Origin of the sequence: Nonomuraea sp. CA-218870 (genome assembly GCF_050936535.1) — a bacterium.
Classification (GTDB): Bacteria; Actinomycetota; Actinomycetes; order Streptosporangiales; family Streptosporangiaceae; genus Nonomuraea; species Nonomuraea corallina.
Map to the genome: position 1 here is coordinate 2,739,469 of NZ_JBNJMN010000001.1, position 17,964 is coordinate 2,757,432.

The 17,964-nt window shown below is 71.8% G+C and carries 18 protein-coding genes; 8 read left to right on the plus strand and 10 right to left on the minus strand.

Annotation, left to right across the window (positions count from 1 at the left end):
• Nucleotides 1-53: 53 nt before the first annotated feature.
• The 4 genes from ACQEUU_RS13435 to ACQEUU_RS13450 form a co-directional block, all read right to left on the minus strand.
• Nucleotides 54-1,466 carry a GH1 family beta-glucosidase gene (locus ACQEUU_RS13435; RefSeq protein ID WP_433065036.1) on the minus strand — a complete coding sequence of 471 codons (1,413 nt, stop codon included), beginning with the start codon at nucleotides 1,464-1,466 and terminating at the stop codon, nucleotides 54-56.
• Between the two features lie 31 nt (nucleotides 1,467-1,497).
• Nucleotides 1,498-2,547 (minus strand): LacI family DNA-binding transcriptional regulator, encoded by a 1,050-nt coding sequence (locus ACQEUU_RS13440; protein WP_433065038.1) that lies wholly within the window; start codon nucleotides 2,545-2,547, stop codon nucleotides 1,498-1,500.
• Nucleotides 2,548-2,645: 98 nt separating this feature from the next.
• Nucleotides 2,646-3,293, minus strand: a complete 648-nt coding sequence (locus ACQEUU_RS13445) for a response regulator (protein WP_433065041.1) — start codon at nucleotides 3,291-3,293, stop codon at nucleotides 2,646-2,648.
• A gap of 5 nt (nucleotides 3,294-3,298) precedes the next feature.
• Nucleotides 3,299-4,288, minus strand: a complete 990-nt coding sequence (locus ACQEUU_RS13450; protein WP_433065044.1) for a HAMP domain-containing sensor histidine kinase — start codon at nucleotides 4,286-4,288, stop codon at nucleotides 3,299-3,301.
• Between the two features lie 224 nt (nucleotides 4,289-4,512).
• Between ACQEUU_RS13450 and ACQEUU_RS13455 the strand changes: the two genes are divergently transcribed.
• The 8 genes from ACQEUU_RS13455 (at nucleotide 4,513) to ACQEUU_RS13490 (ending at nucleotide 12,501) form a co-directional block, all read left to right on the plus strand.
• Nucleotides 4,513-5,799 (plus strand): SLC13 family permease, encoded by a 1,287-nt coding sequence (locus ACQEUU_RS13455; RefSeq protein WP_433065047.1) that lies wholly within the window; start codon nucleotides 4,513-4,515, stop codon nucleotides 5,797-5,799.
• A gap of 15 nt (nucleotides 5,800-5,814) precedes the next feature.
• Nucleotides 5,815-7,464: a potassium/proton antiporter gene (locus ACQEUU_RS13460; RefSeq protein ID WP_433065049.1), complete on the plus strand. Its 1,650-nt coding sequence runs from the start codon at nucleotides 5,815-5,817 to the stop codon at nucleotides 7,462-7,464.
• On the plus strand, nucleotides 7,353-7,622 hold the full coding sequence (locus tag ACQEUU_RS13465; protein WP_433065052.1) for a hypothetical protein: 270 nt from the start codon (nucleotides 7,353-7,355) through the stop codon (nucleotides 7,620-7,622). The genes ACQEUU_RS13460 and ACQEUU_RS13465 overlap by 112 nt, the downstream gene beginning before the upstream one ends.
• A gap of 151 nt (nucleotides 7,623-7,773) precedes the next feature.
• The gene (locus ACQEUU_RS13470; RefSeq protein ID WP_433065055.1) at nucleotides 7,774-8,886 is read left to right on the plus strand and encodes a Gfo/Idh/MocA family protein; all 1,113 of its coding nucleotides are present in this window, start codon (nucleotides 7,774-7,776) and stop codon (nucleotides 8,884-8,886) included.
• Nucleotides 8,883-9,884: a PmoA family protein gene (locus ACQEUU_RS13475; protein ID WP_433065058.1), complete on the plus strand. Its 1,002-nt coding sequence runs from the start codon at nucleotides 8,883-8,885 to the stop codon at nucleotides 9,882-9,884. The genes ACQEUU_RS13470 and ACQEUU_RS13475 overlap by 4 nt, the downstream gene beginning before the upstream one ends.
• A complete protein-coding gene (locus ACQEUU_RS13480; protein WP_433065061.1) occupies nucleotides 9,881-10,603 on the plus strand; it encodes a cupin domain-containing protein in 723 nt (240 codons plus the stop codon). Before ACQEUU_RS13475 ends, ACQEUU_RS13480 begins: the two co-directional genes overlap by 4 nt.
• A 130-nt stretch (nucleotides 10,604-10,733) precedes the next feature.
• A complete protein-coding gene (locus tag ACQEUU_RS13485; RefSeq protein WP_433065064.1) occupies nucleotides 10,734-11,810 on the plus strand; it encodes a GNAT family N-acetyltransferase in 1,077 nt (358 codons plus the stop codon).
• A gap of 19 nt (nucleotides 11,811-11,829) precedes the next feature.
• Nucleotides 11,830-12,501 (plus strand): adenylate kinase family protein, encoded by a 672-nt coding sequence (locus ACQEUU_RS13490; RefSeq protein ID WP_433065067.1) that lies wholly within the window; start codon nucleotides 11,830-11,832, stop codon nucleotides 12,499-12,501.
• Nucleotides 12,502-12,661: 160 nt separating this feature from the next.
• On the opposite strand, the gene ACQEUU_RS13495 is transcribed toward ACQEUU_RS13490, so the two are convergent.
• The 6 genes from ACQEUU_RS13495 to ACQEUU_RS13520 form a co-directional block, all read right to left on the minus strand.
• On the minus strand, nucleotides 12,662-13,117 hold the full coding sequence (locus ACQEUU_RS13495) for a hypothetical protein (protein WP_433065069.1): 456 nt from the start codon (nucleotides 13,115-13,117) through the stop codon (nucleotides 12,662-12,664).
• A 17-nt stretch (nucleotides 13,118-13,134) separates the two neighbouring features.
• Complete coding sequence (locus tag ACQEUU_RS13500) at nucleotides 13,135-13,989, minus strand: glycerophosphodiester phosphodiesterase (RefSeq protein ID WP_433065072.1); 855 nt, start codon at nucleotides 13,987-13,989, stop codon at nucleotides 13,135-13,137.
• A gap of 98 nt (nucleotides 13,990-14,087) precedes the next feature.
• Nucleotides 14,088-14,765, minus strand: coding sequence for a hypothetical protein (locus ACQEUU_RS13505; protein ID WP_433065075.1), 678 nt, complete (start codon nucleotides 14,763-14,765; stop codon nucleotides 14,088-14,090).
• Entirely contained in the window at nucleotides 14,762-15,655 is an 894-nt protein-coding gene (locus ACQEUU_RS13510; protein WP_433065078.1) for a carbohydrate ABC transporter permease, read from the minus strand. Before ACQEUU_RS13510 ends, ACQEUU_RS13505 begins: the two co-directional genes overlap by 4 nt.
• The gene (locus tag ACQEUU_RS13515; RefSeq protein ID WP_270159433.1) at nucleotides 15,655-16,566 is read right to left on the minus strand and encodes a carbohydrate ABC transporter permease; all 912 of its coding nucleotides are present in this window, start codon (nucleotides 16,564-16,566) and stop codon (nucleotides 15,655-15,657) included. The genes ACQEUU_RS13510 and ACQEUU_RS13515 overlap by 1 nt, the downstream gene beginning before the upstream one ends.
• A 78-nt stretch (nucleotides 16,567-16,644) precedes the next feature.
• A complete protein-coding gene (locus tag ACQEUU_RS13520) occupies nucleotides 16,645-17,952 on the minus strand; it encodes an ABC transporter substrate-binding protein (protein ID WP_270154310.1) in 1,308 nt (435 codons plus the stop codon).
• Nucleotides 17,953-17,964 lie beyond the last annotated feature (12 nt).

Consider the following 17,964-nt stretch of genomic DNA (forward strand, 5'->3'; position numbering starts at 1 on the left):
CCCGCTTCGCGGGAGCGCTCCCGCGAAGCGGCCGCCTGTTCGGGGGTGGGTTTTCAGGACGAGGGGGTGACCGCCTCGGCGGGCAGGGCGTTGGCCGCCACCACGTCGCGGTACCAGTGGGCGCTGTCCTTCCAGGTGCGCTCCATGGTGTCGCGGTCCACGCGGATGATGCCGAAGCGCTTGGCGTACCCGTGGGCCCACTCGAAGTTGTCCATCAGCGACCAGAGGAAGTAGCCGCGCACGTCCGCGCCGCCCTCGATCGCCTCGGCCACCGCCGTCAGATGGCGGCGCAGGTAGTCGATCCGGTCGTCGTCGCGGACCCGGCCGTCGGCGGAGACCTCGTCGGGGAAGGCCGCCCCGTTCTCGGTGATCATGAGGGGCAGCGACGGGTAGTCGCGGCGCAGCCGCAGCAGCAGCTCCGTCAGACCGGTCTCGTCGATGTTCCAGCCCATCTCGGTGTACGGTCCCGGCTGACGGACGAACTCGACCTCCTCGCAGTTGATCCAGGGCGAGGCGGAGCCGTCCGCGTGCCCGTCGGCCGTGTCGCGGGGGCTGCTCCCGTCCCACCGCCGCACCAGGACCGGGTTGTAGTAGTTGACGCCCAGCAGGTCGATCGGCGCGGCGGCCGTCGCCTCGTCGCCGTCCTGGACGAACGACCAGTCGGTGACCGAGGCGGTGTCGTCGAGGAGGTCGCGCGGGTAGGCGCCGTCCAGCATCGGGCCGAGGAAGGCCCGGTTGGCCAGCGCGTCCACCCGCCGGACGGCGTCGGCGTCCCGCTCGGAGACGCCGCGCGCGTGGTGCAGGTTGAGGGTGACCGACACCTCGGCCGCCGGGTCGATCACCTCGCGCAGCGCGCGGGCGGCCAGCCCGTGGCCGAGGTTCAGGTGGTGCACCGCGGCCAGCGCCGCCGCCGGGTCGGTGCGGCCGGGGGCGTGCACGCCGGAGCCGTAGCCGAGGTAGGCCGAGCACCACGGCTCGTTGAGCGTGATCCAGGTCCGCACGCCGTCGCCGAGCGCCTCGCCCATCCGCCGCGCGTACTCGCCGAACCGGAACGCCGTGTCGCGGTTCGGCCAGCCGCCCGCGTCCTCCAGCTCCTGCGGCAGGTCCCAGTGGTACAGGGTGGCCACCGGGGCGATGTCCCTGGCCCGCAGGCCGTCGACCAGCCGCCGGTAGAAGTCCAGCCCCGCCTGGTTGATCCGGTCGCCGCCGCCGGGCAGCACGCGCGGCCAGGAGATGGAGAACCGGTAGGCGCCGACGCCCAGCCCGGCCAGGAGGTCCAGGTCCTCCTCCAGCCGGTGGTAGTGGTCGCACGCCAGGTCGCCGGTGTCGCCTCCGGTCACCAGGCCGGGCGTGTGGGAGAAGGTGTCCCAGATCGACGGCCCGCGGCCGTCCTCGTTCCAGGCGCCCTCGACCTGGTAGGCGGCCGTGGCCGTGCCCCACAGGAAGTTCTCGGGGAAGGTCGGCATGGGGGGTCACTCCTCAGGGTTCGGTCTCGCTTCATGCTTCGGTCTGCAGGGCCCCTCGCGAGGCCGTCGTGCGCGGCGGCGCCGAGCTGTCGCCGACCACGAGCCGGCACGGCACCAGGCGGTGCGCTGGCGGCGAGCCGGGGGACTCCAGCCGGTCGATGAGCATGCGCGCGCCCAGCCTGCCCAGCTCGGCCCCCGGCGGCTCCAGCGTGGTCAGCCGGGGGCGGAACATCTCCGCGACCCGGGCCGAGGCGCTGGCCAGCACCAGCGACAGGTCGCCGGGGACGGTCCAGCCGCGCTCCTCGACCGCCTGGAGCACGCCCACCGCGGCCCGGTCGCTCATCACCGCGACGGCCGTCACCTCGGGGTGCTCGGCCATCAGCCGGTCGAAGGCCCGCCGTCCCTCGTCCGCCGTGTCGGCGCGCACGTCTCCCGCGTAGCCCAGGCCGGCCTCGCGCGCGGCGGCCGCGAACTCCGCCCCGGCCCGGACCGACGGCCCGTACTCGGGGGAGTAGGCGCTGGTGGAGTGGTTGAAGAAGGCGATGGCCCGGTGGCCCAGCCCGGCCAGGTGCGCGACGGCCTCTGTGGCGGTGCGGGCGAAGTCGATGTCGGCGTGGTCGACGGTGCCGGGGTCCCGGGTACGGCCGATCATGGCGAACGGCACCCCGGACTCCAGCAGGAAGTCGGTCCGCTCGTCGGTCAGCCGCACCTCCATCAGCAGGACCCCGTCCACCAGGCCCATCCCGGTGAGGTAGCGCAGCTCCTCGACCGGGTCGGCGCTCTCCGGCGAGAGCAGCATGTGGTAGCCCAGCTCGGCGGCGGCCTCGGCGGCGGCGGTCGCGAACTGCATCTCGGTCAGCCCGAACCCGCTGCCGGGCGGCGGGAACAGCAGGGCCAGGATCCGGGTCCGCTTGCTCACCAGGCCGCGGGCCAGCAGGTTGGGGCGGTAACCGAGCTCGGCCGCCGCCTGTTCGATGCGGCGCTTGGTCTCGGCCTTGACCGGGCGGGTCCCGTTCAGCGCGGCGGAGACCGTGCTGACGGCCACCTGGGCCCGCTCGGCCACGTCGCGCAGCGAGGTCATGCCCCTCCGGTTCCTGGGTGAACGCCTTTCGAAACGTTTCGCACAGAACGTATGAGGCAATTTGTGAGGATGTCAACGGTATGACCGGATGGCGAACCTCAGGGCTCGATGAGGCCCGCCCTGATCGCGTACCGGGTGAGCTCCAGACGGTCGCGCATGCCCAGCTTGGCCAGCACGTTCGCGCGGTGCCGGTCCACGGTCTTGATGCTGATCACCAGCAGGTCGGCGATCTCCTTGGACGAGTGGCCCTCCGCGACCAGCTTGACGATCTCCTCCTCGCGCGGCGTGAGCAGGCTCGTGGGCAGTTCCTCGCCCTGCTGGTCGCGCTGCAGGAAGTCGCGGATGAGCGCGGTCACCGCACCCGGGTAGAGGAACGGCTCGCCGCGCATCGCCGCCCGGCACGCCTCCAGCAGGTCGCGGTCGGCCACGGACTTGAGCACGTAACCCGACGCCCCCGCCTTGAGCGACTCGAACAGGTACTGCTCGTTGTCGTACATGGACAGCATGAGCAGGCGCACCTCAGGCGAGCGGCGGGAGATCTCGCGCGCCGCCTGGATGCCCGTCATACGCGGCATGGCGATGTCCAGGATGGCCAGGTCGACGCCCTCGCCGGCCAGCTCGACGGCCTCCGCGCCGTTGCCGGCCTCGGCCACGACGACGAGGTCGGGCTCGGCGTCCAGGATCAGCCGCAGCCCGCGGCGCACCAGCGCGTGGTCGTCGGCGAGCAGGATGCGGGTCCGTTCCAACCTGATCAGTTCCTTTCCGGCCGGACCGGTATGGTCAGCTGCACGGTGATTCCGCCTCCCGGCGGGCTGGTGATGGACAGGCGGGCGCCGATCAGCAGCGCGCGCTCGCGCATGCCGCGCACGCCGGCGCCCTCGGTGATCTGTCCGCCGCGGCCGTCGTCGGCGATCCTCAGCACCACGCCGTCGGGCTGCCGGCAGAGCGAGAGCTCGACCTTGGACGCCCTGGCGTGCCTGGCCACGTTCGTCAGGCTCTCCTGCGCGATGCGGTAGACCACCAGCTCGGCGTCCGGGCCCAGCTCCGGCAGGTGCGACTCCAGCCGGCGGGTCACCTGCGCGTCGGACATCCCGGCGAAGTCGGCGGCCAGCGCGTTGAGCGAGGCGATCAGGCCCAGGTCCTCCAGCATGCCGGGGCGCAGCCGCCTGGCGACCTGACGCACCTCGTCCAGGCTGCTGCGGACCGTCTCCTGGATGGCGTGCAGTTCCTCGCACAGCTCCTTCGGCGCCCGGTCGACGGCGCGCTTCAGGCCCAGCAGCACCACCGTCAGGCTCTGGCCGATCTCGTCGTGCAGCTCGCGGGCGATGCGCTGACGCTCGCCCTCCTGCGCGGCCAGCGCGTGCGCCGCCGCCGTGCTGCGCTCGGCCTCCAGCCGGTCGAGCATCGCGTTGAACGTGGCCACCACGTCGGTCAGGTCGCCGTTGCCGTTCTCCTGGAGCCTGTCGCTGGAGCGCAGCAGGTCGACCCGCTGCATGAGCGCGGTCAGCGCGCCCAGCGGCGCCAGGCTCCTGCGCAGCAGGACCGCGTTCGCCGTGAGCATCAGCGCCAGCCCCACGGTCAGCACCGGGATCTCGGTCAGCAGGACCGGCGCGGAGACGGTCGCCGGCGAGACCGCCAGGATCAGCGTGCCCAGGGTGAACACCAGCCCGTTGATCAAGACGAGCCGCCGGAACAGCGCCTGCGCGGGTGACCTCGCGGACACCGGACGTCGCTCGTTCATATCACCAGCGTCGCCGCCGGGCCGCATGCCTGTCCATCGGTGCCAGCACCCAATTACCTGGGGGTTTCTACATGGTGGACCCCACCGGAGATGGGTGTCAGCCCTGATGGCGCACTTACCAGTCCGTTACCGAAACTGTAAGCCATGAGACATCTTGACACATCACCACCGTATCTGGTGCCCTTGCCGCGACCGGCCCGCACTGGACCGCCGGGGCACGCACGATGAGCGGTGTCATCGCCCTGACCGTCTTCGTGGTGGCCTATTTCTTCATCGCCACCGAGAAGGTGAACAAGGTCAAGGTGGTGCTCGTCGCCGCCGGTGTCATGGCGGTGTTCGGGCTGATCCCCGGCGCTGAGGTCTTCTTCTCCGAGCACGAGGGCATTGACTGGAACGTCATCTTCCTCCTGCTCGGCATGATGATCATCGTGGGGATCGTCAAGCAGACTGGACTCTTCGACTTCCTTGCCATCTGGGCCGCCAAGAAATCCCAAGGGCGGCCGTACCGGCTGATGGTGATGCTGATGGGCATCACCGCGATCGCCTCGCCCTTCCTGGACAACGTCACCACGATCATGCTGGTCGTGCCCGTGACGCTGATGGTGTGCGAGCGGCTCGACATCCCCGCCCAGCCCTACATCATCGCCGAGGTGCTGGCCTCGAACATCGGTGGCGCCGCCACCCTCATCGGCGACCCGCCGAACATCATCATCGGCAGCCGCGCGGGCCTGACCTTCAACGACTTCCTGGTCCACATGGCGCCCATCGTCGTGGTGGTCCTGGCGGCCTTCCTGCTGCTGGCGTGGTTCATGTTCCGCGGCTCGTTCCAGTACAACCCCGACCGGGTGGCCGAGGTGATGGCGCTGCAGGAGAAGCGGGCCATCACCGACCCGAAGCTCCTCGTCCGCTGCATGGTCGTGCTCGGCCTGGTCATCGTCGGCTTCGGGCTGCACGCCATCGTGCACGTCGATCCGTCGATCGTGGCGCTGATCGGCGCCGGCGTGATGATGCTCGTCGCGCGCGCCGACACCTCCGAGGTGATGGCCGAGGTCGAGTGGCCGACGCTGGTGTTCTTCATGGGCCTGTTCATCATGGTCGGCGGGCTGGTGCACACCGGGGTCATCAAGGCCATCGGCGACTGGGCGATCGGCGCGGTGGGCGACAACTTCTTCGGCGCGGCGACCGCGCTGGTCTGGGGTTCGGCCGTCCTCGGCGCGTTCTTCGACAACATCCCGTACGTGGCCACCATGGCGCCTATCGTGGAAGGGCTGGTCGCGCAGGCTCCCGATCCTGACACCGGGCAGGCGTTGTGGTGGGCGTTCGCGCTGGGCGCGGACTTCGGCGGCAACGGCACCGCGGTGGCGGCCAGCGCGAACGTGGTCGCCATCGGCCTGGCCGCACGGTCCGGTCACAAGATCACGTTCTGGCAGTTCACCAAGTACGGCCTTCTCACCACGGCGGTCAGCACAGCGATGGCCTGGCTCTATGTCTGGCTGCGCTACTTCATGTGAGAAGGAGGGGCGACGATGACGTTGCCGCAGCTGTATGTCGTGCTGCTGGCGGGCGGCCTGGTGCTGCTCGTCAGCATCGCCGCGGCGCGCACCGCCTCCCGCCTGGGGCTGCCCAGCCTCCTGCTGTTCCTCGGGCTCGGCGTGCTGCTCGGCGAGGACGTGCTGGGCGTCCCCTTCGACGACGCCCAGCTCGCCCAGACGCTCGGCGCGACCGCGCTGGCCGTCATCCTGGTCGAGGGCGGGCTGAGCACCCGATGGGCGGACGTGCGCCGGCTGCTCGCCCCCTCCGCCCTGCTGGCCACCGCCGGCGTGGTCATCAGCGTCCTGCTGACCGCCGCGGGCGCGCACTACCTGCTCGGCATGGACTGGCGGCTGGCGCTGCTGCTCGGCGCCATCGTGTCGTCCACCGACGCGGCGGCGGTCTTCGCCGTCATGCGGTCCCTGCCGCTGCCGCGCAAGCTGGCCGGCATGGTCGAGGCCGAGTCCGGCTTCAACGACGCGCCGACCGTGATCCTGGTGCTGGTCTTCAGCGCCTCCGGCGGCCTGCCCGACCCGCTGACCATCGGCGGGCAGATGATCTACCAGATCGCCGCGGGCGCGGTCATCGGGCTGGCCGTGGCCATGGCGGGAGTGGTGACGCTGCGGTACGTGGCGCTGCCCTCCACCGGCCTGTACCCGCTGGCCTCCTTCGGGTTCGGCATCGTCGCCTTCGCCGCGGCGGGCGGGGCCAACGCCTCCGGGATCATCGCCGCCTACCTGTCCGGGATCGTGCTCGGCAACGCCATGCTGCCGCACCGGGCCGCCACCCGCTCCTTCGCCGAAGGCGCCGGCTGGCTGGCGCAGATCGGGCTGTTCGTCATGCTGGGCCTGCTGGTCGACCCGGGCGAACTGCTCGACGCGCTGCTGCCCGCGCTCGTCATCGGGGCCTTCCTGCTGCTGGTGGCCCGGCCGATCTCGGTGCTCGCGTGCCTGGTCCCGTTCCGGATCCCCTGGCGCGAACAGGCGTTCATCTCGTGGGCGGGGCTGCGCGGGGCGGTGCCGATCGTGCTGACCACCTTCCCGATCGTGGCCCAGGTGCCCGGCGCCCTCGACCTGCTGCACATCGTCTTCGTCCTGGTCGTCGTGTTCACCCTGATCCAGGGGCCCACCCTGCCCGCCGTCACCCGCCTGCTCGGGCTGGTCAGACCGGAAGAGGCCAGGGAGGTGGACATCGAGTCGGCGCCGCTCGACGTGCTCGACGCCGAGCTGCTCACGGTCACGGTGCCTGAAGGGTCGCGGCTGCACGGGGTGGAGGTCTCGGAGCTGCGACTGCCCCGACCGGCGGCCATCAGCCTGGTCGTCCGCGACCGGTCCTCGCTCGTGCCCGCTCCCGACTCCCGGCTGTACGAGGGTGACCAGCTTTTGATCGTCGCCACCTCCCGCACCCGCGAGGAGGTCGAGCGGCGGCTGCGGGCCGTGGGCCGCCGCGGCCGGCTGGCCCGCTGGTACGGCGAGCGCGGTGACCAGGACCCGCAGCCCGAACGACCACCCCACGAGAACGGAGACAGAGGGAGATGGAGATCATTCCGGCGACGGTCCCCGGAACCGGCACCATTCACCAGATCACGACCAGAAGGGGAGACCGGCTCGCGCTCGTCGATTTCCGCGACGGCCGACGCGGGCTGACCATCTATCGGAACGGCGATCCCGAGGACGAGGGACACGTCGTCGAGCTGGAGCCGGGAGAGGCCGACCAGATCGCCGAGCTGCTGCACAGCCGGTCGCTCGACGACCGGCTGGCCGCGATCGAGCAACGGCTGGCCGAGCTCTCCGCCCGCAGGTGACCCCAGCCGCCGGATGACCGGCGCCGCGCCTCCGCAACGACCGGAGGCGCGGCACGGCCCTCCCGGCCGCACCCTTGACGGTGCCCGGGCGGGGAGGCAGACTTCGGAATGCGTTTTCCCGGTGTGTGCCCCCCACCCCCGTGAAGGTCACATGTCTCGACCCAGCTACCGGTCCGCGATCGTCGGCACCGGTGGGATCGCCGCCGTCCACGCACAGGCCGTCGCCGCGTCCGGCGGCCGGGCCCGCCTCGTCGCGGCCGTGGACGTCGACCTCGACCGCGCCACCGCTTTCGCCACCGCCTTCGCCACCGCCTGGCAGGCACCCCGCGTCTTCGCCTCCCTGACCGAGCTGCTGCGCGAGGAACAGGTCGACCTCGTCCACCTCTGCACCCCGCCGCTGCTGCACGCCCCGCTCGCCCTCGAATGCCTCGAAGCGGGCGTCACGGTGCTCGTCGAGAAGCCGCCGACGCTCTCCCTGGCCGAGCTCGACACGCTTGCCGAGGCCGAAAGCCGCTCGGCCGCGCATGTGGCCACCGTCTTCCAGCACCGGTTCGGCCCCGGAGCCGACCGGCTGCGCCGGATGCTGGCCGCGGGCGATCTGGGCCGCCCGCTGGTGGCGACCTGCCTCACCCAGTGGTACCGCGACGACGCCTACTTCGAGGTCCCCTGGCGCGGCACCTGGGCCTCGGAGGGCGGCGGCCCCACCATGGGCCACGGCATCCACCAGTTCGACCTGCTGTTCTCGGTGCTCGGCCGATGGCGCGAGGTCACCGGCCTGGCCGCCCGCCAGGCGCGCGGCACCGAGACCGAGGACGTGTCGATGGCCATGGTCACGTTCGATAGCGGCGCCGTCGCCTCCGTGGTCAACTCGGTGCTGTCGCCGCGCGAGACGTCCGCGCTCCGCTTCGACTTCGAGCGCGCCACCGTCGAGCTGGAGCACCTGTACGGCTACACCGACGCCGACTGGACCGTCACGCCGGCGCCCGGCTGCGAGGACGTGCTCAAACGGTGGTCCGCCGAACCCCGCGTCACCGGGTCCAGCGGTCACCACGGCCAGCTCGCCGCGGTGCTCGACGCGCTCGACCGGGGCGAGGCGCCGCCGGTCACCACGGCGGACGCCCGGCTCACGATGGAGTTCGTGGCCGCCCTGTACGCCTCCGCCTTCACCGGCGAGCGGGTGACGCGGGGTCAGATCACCGCCGGCAGCCCGTTCGCCCGCCGCATGGACGGCACCGGCGCTCCCTGGGAAGGAACCGACAGGTGACCACCCTCCAAGCCGTCCACACGCTCGGCCGCTCCGTCGCCGTCCTGGCCGGGGGCGTCGAGCTGTTCAGCTACGTCTACCTCCCCGGCACGCCCGTCATGGAGTCGCCCAAGCCCTACCTGCACCCGGTGCGCACCCTGGGCGGCGACGTCGTCTCCCTCTACCGGCCGCACGACCACGTCTGGCACAAGGGCATCGCCTGGTCACTGCCGCACGTCGGCGAGCACAACTTCTGGGGCGGTCCCACGTACGAGCGCGAGCGCGGCTACGTCCAGCTGGAGAACAACGGCAGCGCCGAGCACCGCGAGATGACCGCGCTCGCCGCGGACGGCGGGCGCGTCCGGTTCGCACACCGGCTCGGCTGGACTTCTCAGGCGGGACGCCCCGTCATCGACGAACGGCGCGCGCTCACAGCCACCCTGGTGGACGAGACGACCTGGGCGCTGGTGTTCGCCACGGCCATGACGAACGTGTCCGGCGGCCCGCTGGACTTCGGCTCCCCGACCACCAAAGGGCGCGAGAACGCCGGCTACGGCGGGCTGTTCTGGCGCGGCCCGCGCTCGTTCACCGGCGGGATCGTCCAGTCGCCCGCCGGGGCCGGCGGCGACGAACTGCGCGGGACGCGGTCCGAGTGGCTCGGCTTCCGCGGCCGGCACGACGAGACCGGCGGCTGGTCCACCATCGTCATGGTCGACGACGCGGCCAACCCCCGGCACCCGCCGCAGTGGTTCGCCCGCAGCGAGATGTTCGCCTGCCTGTGCCCGGCGCCCTTCTTCAGCGAGGAGCTGCGGGTCGAGGACGGCGGGACGCTCCGGTTCCGGTACGCGGTCGTGATCGCCGACGGAGACCGCGGCGAGGAGGGCAGCGCGCTGCTGGCCGAGCGGGGCCGCGCCACGCTGGCGACCACACCGCGCGACATCCCGGGCGACATCCCGGGCGACATCCCGGGCGACGTGCCGGGCGGTGGGTTCGCGGCGGCCGGGGACGGCACGGCATGACCGCGTTCCCCGGCGGCACCTCCGTCTCGCGGCTGTCGGTCTACACCGGCGCGTGCGCCGACGGCCTCGAAGGCGGAACCCCGCACCTGCACACCGCCTCCACCGAGGCGTACGTCGTCACCGGCGGGCGCGGCGCGCTGCACACGCTCGACCTGAACGGCCTGCGCGAGACCGAGCTGACCCCCGGCACCACCGTGTGGTTCACGCCGGGAACCATCCACCGGGCCGTCAACCGGGGCGGCCTGGAAGTGGTCGTCGTCATGCAGAACGCCGGGCTGCCCGAGGCGGGCGACGCCGTGATGACGTTCCCGCCGGAGGTGGTGTCCGACCCGGCCGCCTACCAGGAGGCGGCGACCCTGCCCGAGGGGGAGGAGGAGGCCGCCGTGGCGCGGCGGCGCGACCTCGCCGTCGAGGGCTATCTGCGGCTCGCCGCGAGCGTCCGGGCCGGTGACCCCGGGCCGCTGCTGCGCTTCTACGACAGCGCCGTCGCCCTGGTCAGGCCCAGGGTCGCCGGCTGGCGGCGCATCTGGGAGAGCACGGTCGCCGCCGAGACCCGCGGCACCGACGAGACGCTCGCCGCGCTCGGCCGCGGCGACGGCGGCCACCTGCGGCGCGCCGCACTCCTGGAGGCGCCCGCGCAGGAGCGCTGGGGCATGTGCGGCCACCTGCGCGCCCACGACGTCACCCGCCCCGTCATCCCCCCGCCCGCACACCCCTGAGGCTCCCGCGCACCCCTCAGGCTTCCCCCGATTTGCACCCTTGACCAGGTTCCTCCCGCGTGTCAGCGTCCTAGACGTGCTCCCCTTCACCGATCCCCTGAGCGGTGTGCCGGCGTTCGCGTGGGATTCCATGGCCGCCGGAAAGTTCTACTCCTCCCGCCGCTGGCTCGCTTTCTGCGCCGACATGGCCGACATGCCCACCGGGTCGATCACCGCCGACCTGCCCGGCGGCGGCCTGGCCGCGCTTCCGGTGTCCGTGACCGGGGGCACCACCCACCCGTTCTACGACTGCCCGGCACTGCTGGAGGCCCGCGGCCTGCCCGCGCCGCCCCCGTTCGGGCTGCTGGCCGGGCCGCGCTTCGGCTACCAGGCGGACCTGCTCGTCACGCCGGGCGCGGACCGGGCGGAGGCGGCGGCGCGGCTGCGGGCGGCCGTGGAGGAGGCGGGGCTGCCGACGCTCGCCCCGTACCTGGGCACGCGGGACGTCATGGACCTGCGCGCCGGCGGCGTGACGGCGCCGCCGGTGCTGCTCACGGCGGACGCCTGGCTGCGCGTGCCCGCGGGCGGCTGGGAGGAGTACCTGAGCACGCTCAGCGGCCGCCGAGCGGAGAACATCAGGAAGGAGCGCGCCGCGTTCGCCGCGGCGGGTTACGACGTCGTCGAGGCGCCGCTCGGGGAGTGGGCCGAGCACGCGGCGCGGCTGCTGGCCGTCACCGAGGCCAAGCACGGCCACCACGCCGATCTCTCCGTCTACCTGCGGATGCTCACCCTCCAGGCCAAGCACCTGGGGGATTCGGCGCGGGTCATCCTGTGCGGGCCGCCGGGGGAGCCGCCGGTCGGGCACGTGCTCTACTACATCCACGACGACACGCTCCGCCTGCGTTCCGCCGGGTTCGACTACGCGCGGCTGCGCGGCGCCGCCGAGTACTTCAACGTCGTCGTCTACCTGCTGTTCGAGCGGGCCGTCGAGGCCGGGGCGCGCTGGTTCCACGCCGGGATCGCCTCCACCGAGGCCAAGGCGCTGCGCGGCTTCGAGCTGAGGCCGCTGTGGCTGCTGGACCTGACGGCGGGCGGGCCGCTCGACGGGCTGGACGCCGACGTGCGCGCCGCCAACGCCCGCACCTTCGCCTCGATCTCCGCCACGCCTTTCCTGACCCGATCCTGGAAACTGGGTGAGGACGACGAGCGGTGGCTCGCGTCGGCGTGACGGGGGCAGGAAGGCGGACATGCGCAAATACGTGATCATGGGGGTGCAGGGCAGCGGGAAGGGCACCCAGGCCGCGCTGCTCTGCGACGACCTCGACCTGGTCCACATCAGCGTCGGCGCCATCTTCCGCTGGCACGTCAAGAACCACACCAAGCTCGGCGCCCAGGTCCGCCGCCTCGTCGCGGCCGGCGAACTGGTCGGCGACGACCTGGTGGAGGACGTCGTGCGCGAGCGGCTCCAGCAGCACGACTGGAACTTCGGCTTCGTCGTCGACGGGTTCCCGCGCAACCGGCCGCAGGCCGAGTTCTTCCTGGAGAGCTACGACATCGACGGCGTCATCCTGCTCGACCTGCCGGACGAGGAGGTGCGCCGCCGGGTGCTGGCCCGCCGCCTGTGCTCGCGCTGCGGCATGGACTACAACCTCATCGCGCACCGCCCCGAGATCGAGGGCCGGTGCGACGTGTGCGGCGGCGAGCTGGTCACCCGCGCCGACGACACACCGGAGGCGCTGGCCAGGCGGCTGCGCGACTACCACGGCAAGACCGACCCGGTGATCGACCTGTTCCGCCGCAAGGAGTACGTGGTGGTGGTCGACGCGCGCGACGACCAGGCGACGGTCCAGCAGGCGATCCGCGACCGGCTCGGACTGCCCGCCTACCGCGCCGGATCACCGGCCCGCCTGAACGCCTGACGGCCGCGCCCCGGGCCGAAAGTCCCCGGTGGGCGGGACCTTGGTCTCTTCGCTGTCCGCCGGCCGGGGAGCAGCATGGTGGTGCGGTCCGCGACCGGCTCGACGGGCCGTCCGTGTTCGTCCCCCTGGCCCTGGTGGGGTGCCAGGGGGACGGCACGCCTCACCCGGCCGAGCCCGGCCCGCGCTCGTGCCCGCGAACGCCGGGGGTGCGGCGCCGGGCCTTCATCTCGGCCTCGTACACGTGGGTGCGCCCGCCCACCAGCTGGTCACGGGCCTCCGCCTCCAGCCGCTGGAACGCCGCGTAGTAGCCCGCGTCGTACTCCTCGACGACCTGGAACGTCCACCGGCCCTCCAGCACGTTCAGCCCGATGAGTTCCCGTTCGATCCGCCCGGCCAGCTCCTCGTGCCCCGCGCCGCGCAGCAGCTCCGCCACCCGGTCGAGGGCCGCGTCGGCGCCGCCGGTGAGCTGGTGGAAGGCGTAGAGGTGGCCGCGCGCCCGGTGGATCTTCTCCAGGGCCTCGCTGAACAGGCCGAGAGCCTCCACGACCTCGTCGCCGACGCCCGGCGGCCGCCGGTGCGCCTCGTCGAGGTCCCTGCCGACGTGTTGATCTCCCATGTCCCCGTCGTTACCCGTCAGAGCCGCGCGAGCACGTGCGGGCGGTTGGTGAGGATGCCGTCCACCCGGTACGAGCCGAGCCGCCGCATCACGCCCGGGTCGTCGGTCGTCCAGGTGAACACCCGCATGCCGAGCGACTGGACCGCCCGTACGTAGTCGCGGGTGAGATCCCGGTACGGCGGGTTGATCTGGCCGGCGAACGCGGCGAGCCCGCGCAGCTCGCCGGGCGAGGGGGTGCCGAGCAGCCCGACCGGCACGTCGGGCATCAGCCGGTGGAAGGCGCGCATCGCGTCCCAGTCGAAGGACTGCACCACCAGCGGGCCGTGCCACGAGCGGCGCAGTTCCACGGCGGCGCGCCGCTCGATGCCGGGGTGGAGGCGGGGCGTCTTGATCTCCACCAGCAGCCCGAGCCGGGTGCGGCTCATGGCCCGCAGCGCCTCCCTGAGGGTCGGCACCCGCGTGCCCCGGAACGAGGACCCGAACCACGAGCCGGCGTCCAGCTCCCGGATCTCGGCCAGGGTGAAGTCGGCCACCCGCCACGGCGCCCGGCCGGGGAAGACGGACTCCACGTCGGTGGTACGGGCCAGGGTGGTGTCGTGCATGAGGATCAGCGCGTGGTCCCTGGTCTCCCGCACGTCGAACTCGACCATGTCGGCCCCCTGCCGGGCGGCCAGGAGCAGCGCCTCGATCGTGTTCTCCGGGGCGTGGCCGGAGGCCCCGCGATGGGCGACGTTGACGACTCCGGCAGGTGTCCCGGCGGTGGCCGGGACCGTGGGAGCCGCGACCGCCAGGGCCGTGACGACGGCTGTGAGGCCGGTGGTGAGGCCGGTGGTGAGGATGGTGGTGAGGATGGTGCGCGCGCTTCGGAACATGGGTTCCCTCGTAGCGGTGAGCGGCCGGGGAACCGAATGTGACGGACCATGATGGCCGACTGTTGCACCGGGCGTGACCGTACGATGAACCCGGCCGGTCAGGTCTCCGTCACGAGCGGCAGCACCACGTACCTGGTCGTGGCCCAGACCGCGTACAGCAGCGGCGCGAGCGCCAGCAGCAGCCCGAGCACCGGCTTGAGCAGCACCGCCGCGGCCGCCAGCGCGAGCACCGCGAGCGTCGGCGCGGTCAGGTACCAGCGGCGGGTGACCAGATACAGGCACGGCCGCACGAGGTCGCGCACCCGGCGCGGCGACTCCGCCACCACGACCAGCACCGCCACCGTCACGGCGACGGCCAGCGCCGCCCCGGTGGCGAAGAACGGCACCAGTGCCGGACCCCAGGGCGTGCCCGCGACCACGGCGGCGTCCACCGCGAGCACGCTCACCGCCGCCGCGCCCGCCAGCCACGCCCCCGCCGCCCGCGTCCCGGCCCGCCGGTAGCCCGTCCAGAAGGCGGGGAACACCGCCGTCGAGCCCTCGCCCAGCAGGGCGAAGCAGCGGAACGCGCCCGCCAGCGCCGGGGCGCACACCGTGGACAGCGCCGCGAAGAACGGCCACGACGCCGGCGGGTCGCGCACCACCGCCAGCGCCGCGAGCAGCGGCGCGCACGAGAGCGCCAGCAGCACGTTCGTCATCAGCCCGACGTAGACGGCGCCGAAGACCTTCTCGTACGTCTCCTGCCGGGCGGGGCGCAGCAGGCCGCGCGCGGCGCTCACCCCTTCAGCCCGCTCGTCGCGATGCCCTGGATGAAGTAGCGCTGCCCGAACAGGAAGATGACCACCACCGGCAGCACCGACAGCACGGCCCCAGTCATGATCATGGCGTAGTCGGCCTGGTACTGGCCGACGAACGAGCGCAGGCCGAGCTGCACGGTCCACAGGTCGTTGCTCGTCAGGTAGATGAACGGCCCCATGTAGTCGTTCCAGGTGTTGACGAACGTGAGCAGCGCCAGGCTCGCCAGCGCCGGCTTCGACAGCGGCAGGATGATCCGCCGGTAGATGCCGTACTCGCTGAGCCCGTCGATCCGCGCGGCCTCGCACAGGTCGTCCGGGATCGACAGGTAGTACTGCCGCATGAGGAACACGCCGAACGCGCCGAACGCCTGCAGCAGGATGATCGACAGGTGCGTGTCGATCAGCTCGGCCCGCTGCATCAGGATGTACTGCGGCACCATGTAGGCCTGCCAGGGCACCGCGATCGTGGCGATGTAGGCCAGGAACAACCCGTCGCGGCCGGGGAAGCGCACCTTGGCGAAGCCGTAGGCGGCGAAGCTGCCGGTGAGCACCTGGAGGAACGTGATGACGATCGCGAGGAAGGCCGAGTTGCCCAGATAGGTCGCCAGCGGGATCTGCTCCCAGATCTCCACGTAGTTCGACCAGCGGAACTCCTTCGGGATCCACTCGATCGGGGTCGTGAAGACCTCGTTGTCCCGCTTCAGCGACGAGGAGATCATCCACCCGAGCGGCAGCAGCACCAGCAGCGTCACCGCGAGCAGCGACACGTACGCCAGCGTCCTGCGGACCGGCCCCCGCCCGCGCGGCGGCCGGCCGGCGGGGCCCGCGCCGGGCGTGGTGGCGGCCGGGGGAGCGGTGCGCACGGTGGTCATCAGGAGCTCCTCCGTTCGTTGATGCGGAACTGGACGACGGTCACCGTGAACACGATGAGGAACAGCACCAGCGCGATCGCCGACGAGTAGCCGAACTGGCCCTCCCTGATGCCCTCGCGGTAGACGAGCTGGGCCAGCACCAGCGTGCTGCGCCCCGGCCCGCCGTCGGTCATGACGACGATCAGGTCGAGCACCTTGAAGCTCTGGATGGTCAGCATGACCAGGACGAAGAACGTGGTGGGCCGGAGCGACGGGAGCGTGATGTTCCAGAACCGCTGCCAGGCGCCGGCCCCGTCGACCCTGGCCGCCTCGTAGTACTCGCGGGGGATCGTCTGCAGTCCGGCCAGGTAGAGCACCATGTAGTAGCCCATGTCGCGCCAGACGCTGGTGAGGATGACCGCGGGCATCGCCCAGTCGGTGCTGGCGACCCAGCGCGGCGGGTCCTGGACGCCGATCCACTCCAGGAACAGGTTGACCGGCCCGGCGGTGGGATTGAACAGCATGTTCCACACCAGGGCCACCGCGACCAGCGAGGTGACGTACGGGAAGAACGCGGCGGTACGGAAGAGTTCGACGCCGCGCAGCTTCCGGTCCAGCGCCAGCGCCAGCCCGAGCGCGGCGACGAGCGTCAGCGGGATGTGGCCGCCCGCGTAGTAGAGGGTGTTACGGAGCGCGACGTGGAAGTTCTCGTCGTTCCACAGCCGCTGGAAGTTCTCCAGCCCCACCCAGGAAGGGCTGCCGTAGGAGTCCCAGTCCATGAAGGCCAGCGCGAACGCGGCGAGCACCGGCACGAGCGTGAACAGGGCGAAGCCCAGGAAGTTGGGGAGGATGAAGCTCCACCCGATGAGAATGTCGCGCCAGGGCGGGCGCCGGCGGGGCGTCTGTGGCGTGCCCTGCGCCGGCTGCGTCATGACGTGGGCCATAGTCCCTTGTGACTCCTTCGCGAACAGGGGAGCGGCGGGCGCCCCCCGGCGCCCGCCCCGGCGTCCCTAGTTGAGGACCTGGCTCTTGACGCGGTCGTTCATCGACTTGATCCCTTCGGCGACCGACTTCTCGCCGACCATGATCAGCTGGTGCTCCTCGTTGAGGATCGTGTCCACGTCGGAGGTCTTGTCGCTGACCGGCATCTCCAGCAGGACCTTGTCCGGCTCGAAGGCCTTCTTCGACAGCTCGTCGGCCGGCATGCCCTTGAGCTTGAAGTACGCCTCGGTGATCGCCGGGTCCTGCAGCGCCGGGACCACGCCCACCTGGGCGATCGCCGAGGCGCCCTCCTTGCCCGCGGCGAACTGGACGAACTTCTTGGCCAGGTCGGCGTTCTCGCTCCGCTTGTTCACCGCGAACGCCGTCGGCGAGCCGAACGTGACGACCTCGCCGGAGCCCTGCCGTTGCGGCATCGGGGCCAGCGCCCAGTCGACCTGGCTCTCACCCTTCTCCTTGGCTTCGAGGATGCCGGAGATGTACCAGGTGCCCATGGGCATCATGGCCGTCGCGCCGGTCTCGAACATCGTCCGGTAGTCGGCCTGCTGCGCCGTCGCGGTGCCGAAGTCCAGCGCGTTGCCGCCCTTCTGCAGGCCCAGCGCCATGTTGTACTGGTCGGTGAAGAAGGCGTAGTCGCCGCCGAGCTGGTCGCCGCCCGTCTGGGCCGCCGAGACCGCCTGGACCACCGACCGCCAGGTGTGGTGGTAGGTGCCGTAGACCTTCTGGCCGCCGTCGCCCTGGGTGAGCCGCTGGGCGTGCCTGGCGTAGTCGTCCCAGGTCATGGCGCCGTCGAGGGTGATGTTCGCCTTGTCGAACAGGGTCTTGTTGTAGTAGAGCAGCCAGAAGTCCTGACGGTACGGGACCGCGAAGTAGGTGTTGTTCACGTTGAACGCGTCCAGGCCCGCGAGCTTGGCGCTGTCGGTCGACTTGACCAGGTCCGTGACGTCGAGGAGCTGCCCGCGGCTGGAGTAGCGCGAGTAGTCCGTCACGTTCTTCATGGTGATCACGTCGGTCTTGTCGCCACCGGCCAGCATCGTGGTGACCTTCTCGGGATAGTCGTCCGCGAGGATGTCCACGGGCTTCACCTCGACGCCGGGGTTCGCCTTCTCGAAGGCGTCGAACAGGGCGGTGAACTCCGGGGTCTTGGCGAGGTTCCACACCGTCACCGTGAGGGTGGCGCCTCCGCCCTCACCGGCTGGCTCACCGGAGCCGCCGCCACCGCAGGCGGCGACCGCGAGGGCGAGCGCGGCGGCCACCCCGGCGGTCCTCACCCAGGGGCGGCGCACTCTGACCTTGACGGGCGGATTCGAAGCGAACATCGATCCGGTCTC

Coding starts and splice junctions, on each gene's coding strand:
- ACQEUU_RS13435 (WP_433065036.1), bottom strand. CDS start 1,466: ATGCCGACCTTCCCCGAGAACTTCCTGTGGGGCACGGCCACGGCCGCC.
- ACQEUU_RS13440 (WP_433065038.1), bottom strand. CDS start 2,547: ATGACCTCGCTGCGCGACGTGGCCGAGCGGGCCCAGGTGGCCGTCAGC.
- ACQEUU_RS13450 (WP_433065044.1), bottom strand. CDS start 4,288: ATGAACGAGCGACGTCCGGTGTCCGCGAGGTCACCCGCGCAGGCGCTG.
- ACQEUU_RS13455 (WP_433065047.1), top strand. CDS start 4,513: ATGAGCGGTGTCATCGCCCTGACCGTCTTCGTGGTGGCCTATTTCTTC.
- ACQEUU_RS13460 (WP_433065049.1), top strand. CDS start 5,815: ATGACGTTGCCGCAGCTGTATGTCGTGCTGCTGGCGGGCGGCCTGGTG.
- ACQEUU_RS13465 (WP_433065052.1), top strand. CDS start 7,353: ATGGAGATCATTCCGGCGACGGTCCCCGGAACCGGCACCATTCACCAG.
- ACQEUU_RS13470 (WP_433065055.1), top strand. CDS start 7,774: ATGTCTCGACCCAGCTACCGGTCCGCGATCGTCGGCACCGGTGGGATC.
- ACQEUU_RS13480 (WP_433065061.1), top strand. CDS start 9,881: ATGACCGCGTTCCCCGGCGGCACCTCCGTCTCGCGGCTGTCGGTCTAC.
- ACQEUU_RS13485 (WP_433065064.1), top strand. CDS start 10,734: ATGGCCGCCGGAAAGTTCTACTCCTCCCGCCGCTGGCTCGCTTTCTGC.
- ACQEUU_RS13490 (WP_433065067.1), top strand. CDS start 11,830: ATGCGCAAATACGTGATCATGGGGGTGCAGGGCAGCGGGAAGGGCACC.
- ACQEUU_RS13495 (WP_433065069.1), bottom strand. CDS start 13,117: ATGGGAGATCAACACGTCGGCAGGGACCTCGACGAGGCGCACCGGCGG.
- ACQEUU_RS13500 (WP_433065072.1), bottom strand. CDS start 13,989: ATGTTCCGAAGCGCGCGCACCATCCTCACCACCATCCTCACCACCGGC.
- ACQEUU_RS13510 (WP_433065078.1), bottom strand. CDS start 15,655: ATGACCACCGTGCGCACCGCTCCCCCGGCCGCCACCACGCCCGGCGCG.
- ACQEUU_RS13515 (WP_270159433.1), bottom strand. CDS start 16,566: ATGACGCAGCCGGCGCAGGGCACGCCACAGACGCCCCGCCGGCGCCCG.
- ACQEUU_RS13520 (WP_270154310.1), bottom strand. CDS start 17,952: ATGTTCGCTTCGAATCCGCCCGTCAAGGTCAGAGTGCGCCGCCCCTGG.